The organism is Ruegeria sp. AD2(2025), from assembly GCF_056542385.1.
Window position 1 is genome coordinate 209912 of the sequence record NZ_JBQFZS010000001.1, and the last position, 14583, is coordinate 224494.

Annotated in this window: 16 protein-coding genes; all 16 read left to right on the top strand. The window is 62.0% G+C overall.

Going from position 1 to position 14583, the window contains the following annotated elements; all coding sequences use genetic code 11:
* Nucleotides 1–56: 56 nt before the first annotated feature.
* The 16 genes from ruvC to ACR1XV_RS01050 all read left to right on the top strand — a co-directional run bounded on the left by ruvC (nt 57) and on the right by ACR1XV_RS01050 (nt 14573).
* Nucleotides 57–554: a crossover junction endodeoxyribonuclease RuvC gene (gene ruvC, locus ACR1XV_RS00975; RefSeq protein ID WP_480528401.1), complete on the top strand. Its 498-nt coding sequence runs from the start codon at nt 57–59 to the stop codon at nt 552–554.
* Nucleotides 551–1225, top strand: coding sequence for a Holliday junction branch migration protein RuvA (ruvA, locus tag ACR1XV_RS00980; protein WP_480528402.1), 675 nt, complete (start codon nt 551–553; stop codon nt 1223–1225). Before ruvC ends, ruvA begins: the two co-directional genes overlap by 4 nt.
* Before the next feature lie 4 nt (nt 1226–1229).
* Nucleotides 1230–2249, top strand: coding sequence for a Holliday junction branch migration DNA helicase RuvB (gene ruvB, locus ACR1XV_RS00985; RefSeq protein WP_480528403.1), 1020 nt, complete (start codon nt 1230–1232; stop codon nt 2247–2249).
* Between the two features lie 63 nt (nt 2250–2312).
* Nucleotides 2313–2936: a hypothetical protein gene (locus ACR1XV_RS00990; protein WP_480528404.1), complete on the top strand. Its 624-nt coding sequence runs from the start codon at nt 2313–2315 to the stop codon at nt 2934–2936.
* Nucleotides 2933–3316 (top strand): tol-pal system-associated acyl-CoA thioesterase, encoded by a 384-nt coding sequence (gene ybgC, locus ACR1XV_RS00995; protein ID WP_480528405.1) that lies wholly within the window; start codon nt 2933–2935, stop codon nt 3314–3316. Before ACR1XV_RS00990 ends, ybgC begins: the two co-directional genes overlap by 4 nt.
* Before the next feature lie 105 nt (nt 3317–3421).
* Nucleotides 3422–4117, top strand: coding sequence for a protein TolQ (gene tolQ, locus ACR1XV_RS01000; protein WP_480528406.1), 696 nt, complete (start codon nt 3422–3424; stop codon nt 4115–4117).
* Nucleotides 4118–4120: 3 nt separating this feature from the next.
* Nucleotides 4121–4591: a protein TolR gene (tolR, locus tag ACR1XV_RS01005; RefSeq protein ID WP_480528407.1), complete on the top strand. Its 471-nt coding sequence runs from the start codon at nt 4121–4123 to the stop codon at nt 4589–4591.
* Between the two features lie 15 nt (nt 4592–4606).
* Nucleotides 4607–5725 (top strand): energy transducer TonB, encoded by a 1119-nt coding sequence (locus ACR1XV_RS01010; RefSeq protein WP_480528408.1) that lies wholly within the window; start codon nt 4607–4609, stop codon nt 5723–5725.
* Complete coding sequence (gene tolB, locus ACR1XV_RS01015) at nt 5722–7032, top strand: Tol-Pal system beta propeller repeat protein TolB (RefSeq protein ID WP_480528409.1); 1311 nt, start codon at nt 5722–5724, stop codon at nt 7030–7032. Before ACR1XV_RS01010 ends, tolB begins: the two co-directional genes overlap by 4 nt.
* An 88-nt stretch (nt 7033–7120) precedes the next feature.
* Nucleotides 7121–7624 carry a peptidoglycan-associated lipoprotein Pal gene (gene pal / locus ACR1XV_RS01020; protein WP_480528410.1) on the top strand — a complete coding sequence of 168 codons (504 nt, stop codon included), beginning with the start codon at nt 7121–7123 and terminating at the stop codon, nt 7622–7624.
* Between the two features lie 4 nt (nt 7625–7628).
* Nucleotides 7629–8453: a tol-pal system protein YbgF gene (gene ybgF / locus ACR1XV_RS01025; protein WP_480529273.1), complete on the top strand. Its 825-nt coding sequence runs from the start codon at nt 7629–7631 to the stop codon at nt 8451–8453.
* A complete protein-coding gene (gene tilS / locus ACR1XV_RS01030) occupies nt 8450–9703 on the top strand; it encodes a tRNA lysidine(34) synthetase TilS (RefSeq protein WP_480528411.1) in 1254 nt (417 codons plus the stop codon). Before ybgF ends, tilS begins: the two co-directional genes overlap by 4 nt.
* A gap of 76 nt (nt 9704–9779) precedes the next feature.
* Nucleotides 9780–11696 carry an ATP-dependent zinc metalloprotease FtsH gene (gene ftsH / locus ACR1XV_RS01035; protein WP_480528412.1) on the top strand — a complete coding sequence of 639 codons (1917 nt, stop codon included), beginning with the start codon at nt 9780–9782 and terminating at the stop codon, nt 11694–11696.
* 94 nt (nt 11697–11790) lie between these two features.
* Nucleotides 11791–12366 (top strand): MOSC domain-containing protein, encoded by a 576-nt coding sequence (locus tag ACR1XV_RS01040; protein ID WP_480528413.1) that lies wholly within the window; start codon nt 11791–11793, stop codon nt 12364–12366.
* Nucleotides 12367–12532: 166 nt separating this feature from the next.
* Nucleotides 12533–14209, top strand: coding sequence for a formate--tetrahydrofolate ligase (locus ACR1XV_RS01045; RefSeq protein ID WP_480528414.1), 1677 nt, complete (start codon nt 12533–12535; stop codon nt 14207–14209).
* Between the two features lie 58 nt (nt 14210–14267).
* On the top strand, nt 14268–14573 hold the full coding sequence (locus ACR1XV_RS01050; protein WP_480528415.1) for a chorismate mutase: 306 nt from the start codon (nt 14268–14270) through the stop codon (nt 14571–14573).
* Nucleotides 14574–14583: the final 10 nt, after the last annotated feature.

The window sequence follows — 14583 nt, forward strand, 5'->3', positions numbered from 1 at the left end:
CTTCGTGCTAATCGGTGAAAAAAGATCACATAAACCCGAGCAGGCCGAAGCAAAACATGCGAATTCTGGGCATTGATCCGGGTCTCAGGACCTTGGGATGGGGCGTCATCGAATCAACGGGCAGCCGCCTGAGCCATGTGGCCAATGGCCTTTGTAAATCCGATGGCGACGATCTGGGTGAGCGGCTGTTGTCGCTGCATAACCAGATTGTCGAGGTGATCGCCGAACATCAGCCCGATCAGGCCGCCATTGAGCAGACCTTTGTCAACAAGGACGGGGCAGGGACCCTCAAGCTGGGGCAGGCGCGCGGCGTGGCGCTGCTGACGCTGGCGCAGGCCGGTCTGCCGGTGGGGGAATATGCCCCCAATCGGGTCAAGAAAACCGTGGTGGGCGTCGGGCATGCCGAGAAGGAGCAGGTCTTGCACATGGTCAAGCTGCAACTGCCCGGCTGTTCACCCAAAGGCGCGGACGCGGCGGATGCGCTGGCGATTGCGATTTGTCATTCCTATTATGGGGCCGCTCCGCAGGCGCGGATGAAAGAGGTGCGCGCATGATTGGCAAACTCACCGGACGGCTGGATTATCGCGCTGCGGATCACGTTCTGATCGACGTGCGCGGGGTGGGCTACATCGTCTATTGCTCGGACCGGACCATGGCGGCGCTGCCGGGGGTCGGTGAGGCGGTCTCGATCTACACCGACATGGTCGTGCGCGAGGACCTGATGCAGCTCTATGGGTTCTTGTCGCTGGTCGAGAAGGAGTGGCACCGCCTGCTGTGTTCCGTGCAGGGCGTTGGGGCCAAAGTCTCGCTGGCCATTCTCAGTGCGCTGGGGCCGGATGGCGTGAGCCGCGCGATTGCTTTGGGCGATTGGGGCGCGGTGAAGGCCGCCAAAGGGGTCGGGCCCAAGACGGCGCAGCGCATTGTTCTGGACCTCAAGGACAAGGCCCCGGGCGTGATGGCCATGGGCGGCACTGTGACCGAAGCGATGGATGGACCGGCGCTGGAGGTGGTCGAGGCCGAACCTGCGCCTGCGCCGCGGCGTGCACCGAAACCGGCTTCGGGTGCGGCGGCGGCTTCGGCCGGGGCATTGTCGGCGCTGGGCAATCTGGGCTATGGCCCGTCGGATGCGGCCTCGGCCGTGGCTGAGGCGGCGGCCAGCCTGCCCGACGCGGGTGAGGCTGATCTGATCCGCGCCGCGCTGAAACTGCTGGCTCCGAAAGGCTGAGTGAATGGTAGACGCTGATCCCACCCTGCGCCCCGCGCCCATGCCCGAGGACAATGACCGCGCCCTGCGCCCGCAGGCGCTGGATGAGTTCATTGGTCAGGCCGAAGCGCGTGCGAACTTGCGCATCTTTATCCAATCGGCCCGACAGCGGGGTGAGGCGATGGATCATACGCTGTTCCATGGCCCTCCGGGGTTGGGAAAGACCACGCTGGCGCAGATCATGGCGCGTGAGTTGGGGGTGAATTTCCGTATGACCTCGGGGCCGGTTCTGGCCAAGGCGGGGGATCTGGCGGCAATCCTGACCAATCTGGAATCGCGTGATGTGTTGTTTATCGATGAAATTCACCGCCTGAACCCTGCGGTCGAAGAAGTGCTTTATCCGGCGATGGAGGATTTTGAGCTGGATCTGGTGATCGGTGAAGGCCCCGCCGCGCGGACAGTGCGGATCGAATTGCAGCCCTTTACGTTGGTCGGGGCCACCACGCGCATGGGTCTGCTGACGACACCGCTGCGCGACCGGTTCGGCATTCCGACGCGGTTGCAGTTCTATACGGTCGATGAGTTGCACGAGATCGTTACCCGCAATGCCCGCAAGCTGGGTGCTCCGGCGGATGATGAAGGCGCGCGCGAGATTGCGCGACGGTCGCGCGGTACGCCTCGGATCGCGGGGCGGTTGCTGCGCCGGGTGGTGGATTTTGCCATTGTCGAGGGCGACGGGCGGATCACCCGCGAATTGGCCGATGGAGCGCTGACCCGGCTGGGGGTCGACAATCTGGGGCTGGATGGCGCGGATCGGCGGTATCTGAAGCTGATCGCCGAGAACTATGCGGGTGGGCCCGTGGGGATTGAAACCCTGTCGGCGGCCTTGTCCGAAAGCCGGGATTCGCTGGAGGAGGTGATTGAGCCCTATCTGTTGCAGCAAGGCCTGATCCAACGGACACCACGCGGACGGATGTTGGCGCAGAAGGCGTGGACGCATTTGGGGATGGCTGCCCCCAAGGGACAGAGCGATCTGTTTGGTTGATACCGCGCGCTTTAGATTTTATGCCTCCGGCGGGAGTATTTTTGAAAAGATGAAGGGGCGGGCGTGACTCCGGATCAGATCGAGGCGCTGTTTACCCGCGAGAGCGGAGAGTTTCTGTTTGCGCGCTGGGGGCGGCCCATTGTGCCGATTGTGTTTGGGGTTGAGGATGAGACCTTGGCCACCGTTAAAGGGGCGTTTGAGGCAGTTGTGACATTGGCGGGCCATATGATGGCCGAAACCGATCCCGAACTGGGGGCCAATTGCATGGTCTTTTTCTTCCGCGACTGGCAGGAGCTGCTGGAGGTGCCTGATCTGGATCGCTTGATCCCTGATCTGGCCCCGCTGGTCGAACGTCTGGTCGCGGCTGACGCAAATCAGTACCGTATTTTCCGCTTCGAAGAAGACGGGGCCATCCGGGCGGCTTTTGTATTCCTGCGGATGGACAAGGAATTGTCCAAGGTTCCGGCAGAGACATTGGCGCTGAGCCAGGTGGTGCAAACGATTCTGTTGTGGTCGGATGCCGCTTTTCGCAGCCAATCGCCGTTGGCCATTGCCGGTGACGCAACGATCCTGCGGCCCGATATTGCCGCACTGATCCGCGCCGCCTACGATCCTGTCTTGCCGAGGGCCGCGCAGGACCGCTCGCATGCGTTGCGCCTGTTTGCCAGATTGGAGCTGCCGCAATGAAACACCTGTATCCCATTCGCGTGTATTATGAAGACACCGATATGGGCGGGGTAGTCTATCACGCGAACTACCTGAAGTTCATCGAACGTGCCCGGTCGGACTGGGTGCGCAAGCTGGGCAATGATCAGAACGCGATGCGGGATGCCGGCATTGTTTGGGTCGTAAGGCGGATCGCGGCGGATTATCTTGCGGCGGCTCGCTTTGAGGATGAGCTGGTTGTCGAGACCGAGATGGTTTCACTGTCGGGTGCGCGGCTGACGATGTCTCAGCTGGTTAAACGCGGTGAGACCGAGGTTTTTCGGGCCGAGGTGACTGCCGTGTGCATGAATGCCGAAGGCAAGCCGGTGCGTCTTCCGGCAGAGATTCGCGCATTGATGTAACAATTTCGCCCCTCTGGGTGGTTCTGTTGGCTTTTCACATCCATCTGCGTTAGCGTTTGGCAAAACAAGGCCAAATGGCCATCAGGCAAAACAAAGAGCAGGTTCATGGAAGCTGAAACTCTGGCGCTGGCGCAGGAGATCGATTTCTCCATGTGGGGGCTGTATGCCCGCGCGACTTTTATCGTCAAACTGGTGATGCTGATGCTGATCGGTGCATCGATCTGGTCCTGGGGCATTATCGTTCAGAAGCTGATCAACTACCGGGCCGCGCGGCGCGAGGCGCAGGTGTTTGACGAAAGCTTCTGGTCCGGGAACCCTCTGGATGAATTGTTCGAACAGACCGGAACCCAGCCCGACGGCAGTTCCGAAAAGATTTTTGCGGCGGGCATGATCGAGTGGCGACGCTCGCACCGGACCGATGGCGGGCTGATTGCTGGGGCCACCGCGCGGATCGACCGGTCGATGGATGTGGCGATCGCGAAAGAGGCCGAAGGGCTGCAAAAAGGTCTGCCCATTCTGGCGACAGTGGGTTCGACGGCCCCGTTTATCGGGCTGTTCGGGACGGTTTGGGGCATCATGAATGCGTTCATCGAGATTGCCGAGCAGCAAAACACCAACCTTGCCGTTGTGGCCCCCGGTATCGCCGAGGCGCTGCTGGCCACGGGTCTGGGCCTGCTGGCCGCGATCCCGGCGGTGATTTTCTACAATAAGCTCAGCGCGGATAGTGACCGGATCGTTGGCGGGTATGAAGCCTTTGCCGACGAATTCGCCACCATCCTGTCGCGTCAGTTGGATAGCTGAGCCATGGGTGCGGCGGTTCAGCAAAGCTCAGGCGGGAATGGGCGCAGGCGTGGGCGGCGGCGCGGGCGCGCGCAGCCGATGGCTGAGATCAACGTGACCCCCTTTGTGGACGTGATGCTGGTGCTGCTGATTATCTTTATGGTGGCAGCCCCGTTGCTGACGGTCGGTGTGCCGGTCGATCTGCCCAAGACCGCCGCCAGTGCTTTGCCCGGTGATAACGAAGAGCCGCTGACCGTGACCCTGACCGCCGATGGCCGGGTTCAAATCCAGACCACGGACGTTCAGCGCGAAGAGTTGATTGGTCGCCTGCGCGCCATTGCGGCAGAACGCAGCAGTGATCGTGTGTTCCTGCGCGCGGATGGGGCCATTCCTTACGCGCAAGTGATGCAGGTCATGGGCGCGCTGAATGCAGGTGGGTTTTCCAATGTGGGCCTTGTGACCGATACCGGCGGGCCAACGCTGGACGATGGGTAAAGGTGAGGTCGCGCGGTGGACACCGGCACCAAGATTTCTGCAATTGCGCATGTCAGCCTGATTGGCTGGGCTTTGTTCGGCGGCACCTTCCGGTCCGAGCCGTTGCCAATGACTGTGCAGGACGTCTCGGTGATTTCGTCTGAGCAGTTTGCCGCGCTGAGCGCGCAGCGCAACGCGCCTGAGGTGCCGACCGAGCCGGAAGACTTGCAGCAGCCCGAGACCTCGGACCAGATCACCGCGCCGGATCCCGTTGTGGAAGAACCGCCCGAGCCCGAGGAGGTACCCCAGCCTGAGCCCGAACCCGAGCCGGAGATCCAGCCAGAGACTGTGGAGATTGCGCCTGAACCGGAACTGATCGAGGAACCTCCGACGCTGGATCAGCCCGAGCCCGAGGTTGCGGTTCTGCCCGTCCCTCCGGGACCCGAGGCCGAACCTCAACCGGCGGACAAGATTGCGCCCGAACCCATCGCGCCGCCGCCGCCCGAAGCCAAGCCGGACGATGTCGAAACCCCTCCGGTCTCGTTGGACGAAGGGGCTGAGGTGCAGCAGGAACAGCAGGATCAGACCGCGCCGGAAGAGGCCGCCCCCGAGATCGTGACCGAGGCGGAAGAGACCGATGACCCCGCCCCGCGCACCTCTCCGCGCCCGCGTGTTCGCCCGAACCGCCCGGCACCGCAGCCCGAGCCCGAGGTTGCCGAAACACCCGAGCCTGCGCCGACCGAACCGGCGCCGACAGAACCCGCGCAAGACGAACAGGCGATCAACGATGCGCTGGCCGAGGCGTTGGGGGCTGGCACAGAACCTTCTGGCCCGCCGCTAACCAGCGGCGAGAAGGACGCGATGCGGGTCGCCGTGTCGCGCTGCTGGAATGTCGGCTCACTGTCGACCGATGCGTTGCAGACGGTCGTGGTCGTCGGCTTCTCGCTGACACCGGATGGTAAGGTTGTTGGCGGTAGCCTGCGGATGCTCGACAGTTCCGGCGGTTCCGCGGCGTCTGCAAAACAGGCTTATGAGGCCGCGCGGCGCGCGATTTTGCGCTGCGGGGCAAAAGGATACGACCTGCCTGCTGACAAATACAGCCAATGGCAGGATATTGAGATTACATTCAATCCCGAGAGGATGCGGATCAAATGATGAAACTTCTGACCAGCCTCCTAGTTGGCCTGACACTCCTGTCCACGCCGGTATACGCGCAGCTGAAACTGGAGCTGACAGAAGGGGTCATCGAGCCCTTGCCCTTCGCGGTGCCCAGTTTCGTACCCGATAACGCGGCGGCGGCGCAGTACGCGCAGGATATCTCGCGCGTGGTGGTGTCGGACCTGACGGGAACGGGCCTGTTCCGCGAGATTTCGTCAGACGCGTTCATCAGCCGGGTCAGCAGCTTTGATGCGCCGCTGCAGTTCGCCGACTGGAAAGCGATCAATGCCGAGGCGCTTGTGACCGGGGCGGTGAATGTCTCGGGCAAACGACTGACGGTGCGGTTCCGGGTGTGGGATGTGTTCTCGGGCGCTGAACTGGGCAACGGGTTGCAGTTCGCGGGCACCACGGATGGCTGGCGGCGCATGGCGCATAAGGTGGCCGATCAGGTCTATAGCCGGATCACGGGTGAGGGTGGCTATTTCGACAGCCGCGTGGCCTTTGTCTCGGAAAGCGGGCCCAAGGATCAGCGGGCCAAGCGGCTGGCGATCATGGATTATGACGGTGCGAATGTGCAGTACCTGACCGACAGCTCGGCCATTGTGCTGGCCCCGCGCTTTTCGCCCACCGGCGACCGGCTGCTGTATACCAGCTATGAAACCGGCCAGCCCCGGATTTACCTGCTGGATGTGGGCCGTGTGAAGCGGCAAGAGCTGCCGACGCAGGAAGGCACGATGAGCTTCTCTCCGCGGTTTTCCCCGGACGGGCGTTCGATCGTGTATTCGCTGACGCAGGGCGGGAATACGGATCTGTGGAAGATGGATCTGGCCTCGGGTCAAAGCGCGCGGCTGACCAATACGCCTGCGATTGAAACCGCGCCCAGCTATTCGCCGGATGGCAGCCAGATCGTGTTTGAAAGTGACCGTTCAGGGACGCCGCAGCTTTACATCATGCCCGCCAATGGGGGTGAGGCAACGCGGATCAGCTTTGGTCAGGGCCGTTATGGCACCCCCGTCTGGTCGCCACGCGGTGATCTGGTGGCATTCACCAAACAGAACAAAGGTCGGTTCCATATCGGTGTCATGCGTACCGATGGCAGCGAAGAACGCTTGCTGACCGCATCGTTCCTTGATGAAGGCCCCACATGGTCACCCAACGGGCGCGTCATCATGTTCACGCGGGAAACGCAGGGGGCCAGTGGCCGGTCAACGCTGTATTCGGTGGATATTTCGGGGCGCAACCTGCGCCCGGTGCGTACGCCGGATGGCGGCAGCGATCCGTCCTGGGGGCCGTTACAGAATTGAATTCCACGCGCTGTGGATGACGTTCACAACAAACATGCAATGTGATAGAAACGCGTCAATAAACAAAACGAAACACGAGGCACTTGAGATGAACCTTCTGAGCAAAATCGCGGCTGCCGGGGCGCTGACCCTGATCGCCGCCTGTTCCAACAATGATCCTTCCGCCTTGGGCGGCGGTGCGGGCGGCAGCGGTTCGCTGGTGCCGGGCTCGCCCAGTGATCCGCGTTCGCCTGCTTATTTCCAGCAGACGGTGGGGGATCGCGTTCTGTTCGCGGTGGACCAATCCACCCTTAGCCCGCAGGCCCAGACCGTGCTGCAGGGGCAGGCCGATTGGCTGCTGGCAAACCCGGATTTCGTCGCCACCATCGAGGGCCACGCGGACGAGCAGGGTACGCGGGAATACAACCTCGCTCTGGGCGCGCGCCGGGCCAATGCGGCGCGGGAATACCTGATCTCGCGCGGGGTGGCGGGCAACCGGCTGACCACCGTCAGCTTTGGCAAGGAACGTCCGATTGAAATCTGCAGCACTGAGGAATGCTATTCCAAAAACCGCCGCGCGGTGACGGTGCTGACCGGCTCAACCTTGGGGTAAGATGATGCGATTTGCAGGTTTGGTTCTGGCGGCGGTTGTGGCCGTCGCTGGTGTGGCGCAGGCACAGGATCAGCAGACCTTGGCGGATATCCGGCAGGAGCTGACGGTGCTGCATGTGGAAATCCAGCGTCTCAAGCGCGAGTTTTCGACCACCGGCTCGCCCGCGCCAAATCTGTCCGGCAGTTCAGTGCTGGAGCGTGTCGATGCCATCGAGGCAGAGCTGCAGCGCCTGACGCGGCAGACTGAGCAGTTGAACCAGCGGGTGCAGAACATCGTCGCCGACGGCACCAACCGCATCGGCGATCTTGAGTTCCGGCTGGTCGAACTGGAGGGCGGCGATCTGAGCACGCTGGGTGAAACCTCGACGTTGGGTGGTGAGACACCCACCGAGGTCACAGTTGCCCCGACGCCCACGCAACCCGACGCGGTCGAGCAGGGTGAGCTGGCCGTCGGTGAGCAGGCGGATTTTGACGCCGCTTCGCAGGCGCTTGCGGATGGAGATTTCCAGACCGCCGCCAACCTGTTTTCGCAATTCGATCAGGCTTATCCCGGTAGCCCGCTGGCGGCGCAGGCAAACCTGCGGCGTGGTCAGGCGCTTGAAGGCACCGGTGACACGCGCGAAGCGGCGCGAGCCTTTCTGGCCAGCTTTACCGGCGATTCCGAAGGCCCCTTGGCCCCCGAGGCGCTGTTTGAACTGGGCGCAGCACTTGGGCGTCTGGGGCAGACCGATCAGGCCTGCATCACGCTGGGCGAAGTTGGTGTGCGCTTCCCAAGTTCCGCCCCGGCAAGCTCGGCCACACAGGAAATGGCCGCGCTGGGCTGTTCTTGACCTCTGACGCCGATACGCTTCGGTCTGAGATTCGGGCGGGCCTGCCCGACCCGCTGCCGCGCAGGTTGGGGGTGGCGGTGTCGGGCGGCAGCGATTCGACAGCTCTGCTGCATCTGTTGTGCGGGATTGCGCAGCAGACCCGGATCGAGTTGTTCGCGGCCACCGTAGATCACGGGTTGCGGCCCGGGTCCGCAGCCGAGGCTCAATCGGTCGCGGCGCTGGCGCAAAGCTGGGGAATTCCGCATCACACCCTGACATGGCAGGGCTGGGATGGGTCCGGCAACCTGCAGGATCAGGCAAGGCGGGCGCGGTATCGACTGCTGACGGAATGGGCAGACGATCTGGGGCTTGAGGCGATTGCGCTAGGCCACACCGCGGATGATCAGGCGGAAACGGTGCTGATGCGGTTGGCCCGGTCCGCAGGGGTCTCGGGCCTGTCGGGCATGGCGGCTGAGCGTACAGAAGATGGTGTTCCCCTGCTGCGCCCGATGCTGTCGATCACCCGGGCGCGTCTGCGCACCTATCTGACGGGGCAGGGGATCGGCTGGATCGACGACCCTTCGAATCACGACCCCCGCTTTGACCGGATCAGGGCTCGGGAGGTCATGGCCGGGCTGGGTCAGATCGGCATTACGGTCGAAGGCCTGTCGCGAGTCGCTAATAATCTTGCACAAGCCCGTGAGGCTTTGGCGCAATACGCGCAGGAATCCGCGCGCCGCCATGTTCAGGTGCATCATGGCGATCTGTGTTTCGACCGCGGCGGGGTCGCGGCCTTGCCCGCAGAAATTCGCCGCCGCCTGGTTGTGGCTGCGGTGACATGGCTGGCGGGGCGAGAATACCCGCCTCGGCAAACCGCTGTCGATCAGGCGGTGCAGGCCGTGGTGAACGGTCAGACGACCACTCTGGCCGGTTGCCAACTGGTCGCAGATGGTAAAAAAACATGGATTTGCAGAGAGCTAAATGCCCTTGCCCCGCTGACGACCACGCCCGGCGAGCTGTGGGACGGGCGCTGGGTCGCGACCGGACCGGACACGCCCGGCGCTGAAATTCGTGCGTTGGGTGAAGAGGGTATCTTGCAACTGGACGACTGGCGCGCGGCGGCAAAACCCCGCGCCGTGTTGATGGCGGCCCCCGCCGTGTGGGTCGGGGGTGCGGTAAGGGCCGCGCCGCTGGTCGGATTTGCCAATGGATGGCGGGTTGAGGCACCTTCTGACCGGCCAGACTTCTACACCGCAATTTTATCGCATTGAACCTGCCACAATCCTCTCTATTTTAAGGAACAACCCCGGTGGACCCCATCCGCCGAAACCTTCTGGGAGATTTTCCTTGGGCAACGCTCGCAACATCGCCTTCTGGGTCGTTCTGTTTCTGCTGATCCTTGCACTGTTCAACCTGTTCAGCGGACCGGGCGGAACGCTTCAGGGCAATGAAAAAACCTATTCCGATTTCGTGACCGCCGTTCAGGGCGGCGAGGTCAGCAAAGTTACGCTGGATGGCGAACAGATTCGCTATACCACGCAGAGCGGCGCAACCTACACGACGATCAAACCCGGCGATGCCGAGGTGACGAAACTGCTGATCGACGAGAACATCCCTGTCGAGGCTGTCAAACAGCAGCAATCGGGCTTCCAGTCCTTCCTGATCACGCTGCTGCCCTTCCTGCTGCTGATCGGTGTCTGGGTCTATTTCATGAACCGGATGCAGGGCGGCGGCAAGGGCGGCGCGATGGGCTTTGGCAAGTCCAAGGCCAAGATGCTGACCGAAAAGCATGGCCGCGTGACCTTTGATGACGTCGCCGGTATCGACGAGGCCAAGGAAGAGCTGGAAGAGATTGTCGAGTTCCTGCGTAATCCGCAGAAATTCTCGCGCCTTGGCGGCAAGATCCCGAAAGGCGCGCTGCTGGTTGGCCCTCCGGGCACCGGTAAGACGCTGCTGGCCCGTGCCATTGCGGGTGAAGCAGGTGTGCCGTTCTTCACCATTTCGGGATCGGATTTTGTCGAGATGTTCGTGGGTGTTGGTGCATCCCGTGTGCGCGATATGTTCGAACAAGCCAAGAAGAATGCGCCTTGTATCGTCTTCATCGACGAGATCGACGCTGTTGGCCGCCATCGTGGTGCCGGTTATGGCGGCGGTAACGACGAGCGAGAACAGACCCTCAACCAGTTGCTGGTCGAGATGGATGGGTTCGAGGCTAACGAAGGTGTGATTATTCTGGCCGCCACCAACCGTAAAGACGTTCTGGACCCGGCTCTGCTGCGTCCGGGCCGGTTCGACCGTCAGGTGACGGTGGGCAACCCCGACATCAAGGGTCGTGAGAAGATTTTGGGCGTTCACGCGCGCAAGACGCCTCTGGGCCCTGACGTTGACCTGCGCATCATCGCGCGGGGTACGCCGGGCTTCTCGGGGGCCGATCTGGCGAACCTCGTGAACGAGGCTGCGCTGATGGCTGCCCGCGTAGGCCGCCGCTTTGTCACGATGGAAGATTTCGAGAACGCCAAGGACAAGGTGATGATGGGGGCCGAGCGCCGCAGCATGGTGCTGACCCAGGATCAGAAGGAAAAGACAGCGTATCACGAGGCTGGCCATGCCGTGGTCGGTCTGGCGCTGCCGGAATGTGATCCGGTCTATAAGGCAACGATCATTCCGCGCGGTGGTGCGCTGGGGATGGTGGTCTCTCTGCCGGAAATGGACCGTCTGAACTATCACCGCGATGAGTGTGAGCAGAAGCTGGCCATGACCATGGCGGGTAAAGCTGCTGAGGTCATCAAATACGGTGAGGACCATGTCTCGAACGGCCCTGCCGGTGATATCATGCAGGCCAGCCAGTTGGCACGCGCGATGGTGATGCGCTGGGGTATGTCGGACAAGGTCGGCAATATTGATTATGCCGAAGCGCATGAAGGGTACTCGGGCAACACCGCTGGCTTCTCGGTCTCGGCCCACACCAAAGAGCTCATCGAGGAAGAGGTGAAGCGCCTGATCCAGCAGGGATATGAGCGCGCGCACGAGATTCTGACCGAAAAGCACGAGGAATGGGAGCGTCTGGCCCAAGGTCTGCTGGAATATGAAACCCTGACCGGCGATGAGATCAAGCGCGTCATGAATGGCGAGCCGCCCAGCGAAAGCGATGATGAGGGTGACAAGCCGGACGAGGGCAACGCACCCAGCGTCACGGCGATCCCGAAAACCAAGGCCAAGAAATCCCCGCCCGAGGGTGGGATGGAGCCGGAGCCTTCGGCCTAAGCAATCAAAACCCGGAGCGCTTGCCCCGGGTTTTTCTTTGCTGGCCAACTGGCTTTTGGCCGCTATGAGATCAACGAACAGGTAAGGGGCGATCATGCCGGTTTTGCGCGAAACGGAATACACGGGCGAAGTTGTCTGGCTGGGCCATGTGCCCACGGGCAAGACCATCCGGGCCGAGGCCGTTGACGCTCTGCCCCTCGGGTTCGAGGGGGGCAGGGGTGAGCGGCACGAGGGGCTTTGCCGCGCCTCTTGCGTGCGGGTCAGGAACCTCTATCCGCAAGGAACCGAGATCCGCAATGTGCGCCAGCTTTCGGTCCTGTCCGAGGAAGAGATGCAGGCCACAGCGGCCGACATAGGGCTGGATCATCTGGACCCGTCCTTTCTGGGCGTCAGCATCCTGCTGCGCGGGATACCGGATTTCACGCATATCCCGCCGTCCTCGCGGCTTCAGGGCCCCGATGGTGTGACGATCACAGTTGATATGGAAAACCGCCCCTGCGTGATTCCCGGGCGCGAGATCGAGGCCGAGCAACCTGGCCATGGCGCTGCGTTCAAGCCCGCCGCCAAAGGCCGGCGCGGTGTGACGGCTTGGGTGGAGCGGTCCGGAGCGTTGAAGCTGGGCGACAGGATGAAGTTGTTCGTGCCCGATCAGCGCGCTTGGGCGCCCTGACGCAACAAGCCACGGGGCGCCTCGCAACAGGAAGTGGCCCTACGCCGTTTCACGGCACGATTATGTCGGAATCCATATCCATCGGTCTGGTACACAATTGTATGGATTGATCAGCGCCGACCCTAAGCGTCGGTTTTGCACGGCATTCAATCAGGGACCCTGCCCAATGAGCTACAAATCCGACATCGAAATCGCCCGCGAGGCGAACAAGAAACCGATTCAGGAAATCGGTGCAAAGATCGGCATCGAATCCGCAGATCTGCTGCCCTATGGCCACGACAAGGCGAAGGTCAGCCAGGACTTCATCAATTCGGTTCAGGACCGCGAAGACGGCAAGCTGATCCTTGTCACCGCGATCAACCCAACCCCTGCGGGTGAAGGCAAAACCACGACCACCGTTGGTCTGGGCGACGGTCTGAACCGCATCGGCAAGAATGCGATGATCTGTATCCGCGAAGCTTCGCTTGGCCCGAACTTCGGTATGAAGGGTGGCGCTGCGGGTGGCGGCTATGCACAGGTTGTTCCGATGGAGGAAATGAACCTGCACTTCACCGGTGACTTCCACGCCATCACCTCGGCGCACTCGCTGCTGTCAGCGATGATCGACAACCACATCTACTGGGGCAACGAATGCGACATCGACACCCGCCGTGTAGCATGGCGTCGTGTGGTAGACATGAATGACCGCGCGCTGCGTCAGATCACCGCTTCGCTGGGTGGCGTGTCGAACGGCTTCCCGCGTGAGGCCGGGTTTGACATCACCGTTGCGTCCGAGGTTATGGCGATCCTGTGTCTGGCCAACGACCTGAAAGACCTGGAAAAGCGTCTGGGCGACATCATCGTGGCCTACCGCCGCGACAAGACCCCGGTTTACTGCCGCGACATCAAGGCCGAAGGCGCGATGACCGTTCTGCTGAAAGACGCGATGCAGCCGAACCTTGTGCAGACGCTGGAAAACAACCCGGCTTTTGTCCACGGTGGCCCGTTCGCGAACATCGCGCATGGCTGTAACTCGGTCATCGCGACCAAGACCGCTCTGAAAGTGGCTGACTATGTCGTGACCGAAGCGGGCTTTGGTGCCGATCTGGGTGCCGAGAAGTTCATGAACATCAAGTGCCGCAAGGCAGGCATCGCTCCGTCGGCTGTGGTGCTGGTCGCCACCGTGCGCGCGATGAAGATGAACGGCGGCGTGGCCAAGGCCGATCTGGGTGCGGAAAACGTCGAAGCCGTTCAGTCGGGCTGCGCAAACCTGGGCCGTCACATCGAAAACGTTAAATCCTTCGGTGTTCCGGTTGTCGTCGCCATCAACCACTTTGTCACCGACACTGACGCCGAAGTGCAGGCTGTGAAAGACTATTGCGGCGAGCACGGGGTCGAGGCGGTTCTGTCGCGTCACTGGGAACTGGGTTCGGAAGGCTCTGCGCCTTTGGCCGAGAAGGTCGTGGAAATCGTCGATGGTGGTTCGGCGAACTTCTCGCCGATCTATCCGGACGAGATGCCGCTGTTCGAGAAGATCGAAACCATCGCCAAGCGCATATACCGTGCCGATGAAGTTCTGGCCGACAACAAGATCCGCAACCAACTGCGTGAGTGGGAAGACGCGGGCTATGGCAACCTGCCGGTCTGCATGGCGAAAACCCAGTATTCGTTCTCGACCGATCCGTCCCTGCGCGGCGCGCCCACCGGCCACTCGGTTCCGGTGCGTGAGGTCCGCCTGTCCGCAGGTGCCGGTTTCATCGTTGTTGTCTGCGGTGAGATCATGACCATGCCCGGTCTGCCGCGCAAACCTGCTGCGGAAACCATCTGCCTTAACGACGCAGGTGAGATCGAGGGCTTGTTCTAAGCCGCTGAATAAGACATCTCGTGGTCCGGGGAGTGCCCCGGGCCATGAGGAGACCACGATGCCCACTCTGACGCCGCCGCAAGACTGTCGCTCGATGCAGGAACTGCGGGTTCAGATCGACAAGCTGGATCGCCAACTGATCGAGATGTTGGTGACGCGGGCGGGGTATATCGACCGCGCATCTGAGCTGAAACCGGCCGAAGGACTGCCCGCGCGCATCCCGGACCGCGTCGAAGAAGTGGTGGGCAAGGTCTGCGCCAGCGCCGATGAGCTGGGCCTGGATGCCGCTCTGGCCGAGAGACTATGGCGCATATTGATTGACTGGTCGATTGCGCGTGAAGAACGCGTGATTGGAACCGACTGAATGGCTCGGG

Bases quoted from the DNA above. Each gene is read 5' to 3' on its own strand.
- ACR1XV_RS01045 (WP_480528414.1), top strand. From the start codon at position 12,533: ATGAGCTACAAATCCGACATCGAAATCGCCCGCGAGGCGAACAAGAAA.
- ACR1XV_RS01050 (WP_480528415.1), top strand. From the start codon at position 14,268: ATGCCCACTCTGACGCCGCCGCAAGACTGTCGCTCGATGCAGGAACTG.
- ybgC (WP_480528405.1), top strand. From the start codon at position 2,933: ATGAAACACCTGTATCCCATTCGCGTGTATTATGAAGACACCGATATG.
- tolB (WP_480528409.1), top strand. From the start codon at position 5,722: ATGATGAAACTTCTGACCAGCCTCCTAGTTGGCCTGACACTCCTGTCC.
- ybgF (WP_480529273.1), top strand. From the start codon at position 7,629: ATGCGATTTGCAGGTTTGGTTCTGGCGGCGGTTGTGGCCGTCGCTGGT.
- ACR1XV_RS01040 (WP_480528413.1), top strand. From the start codon at position 11,791: ATGCCGGTTTTGCGCGAAACGGAATACACGGGCGAAGTTGTCTGGCTG.
- pal (WP_480528410.1), top strand. From the start codon at position 7,121: ATGAACCTTCTGAGCAAAATCGCGGCTGCCGGGGCGCTGACCCTGATC.
- ruvB (WP_480528403.1), top strand. From the start codon at position 1,230: ATGGTAGACGCTGATCCCACCCTGCGCCCCGCGCCCATGCCCGAGGAC.
- tolQ (WP_480528406.1), top strand. From the start codon at position 3,422: ATGGAAGCTGAAACTCTGGCGCTGGCGCAGGAGATCGATTTCTCCATG.
- tolR (WP_480528407.1), top strand. From the start codon at position 4,121: ATGGGTGCGGCGGTTCAGCAAAGCTCAGGCGGGAATGGGCGCAGGCGT.
- ruvA (WP_480528402.1), top strand. From the start codon at position 551: ATGATTGGCAAACTCACCGGACGGCTGGATTATCGCGCTGCGGATCAC.
- ruvC (WP_480528401.1), top strand. From the start codon at position 57: ATGCGAATTCTGGGCATTGATCCGGGTCTCAGGACCTTGGGATGGGGC.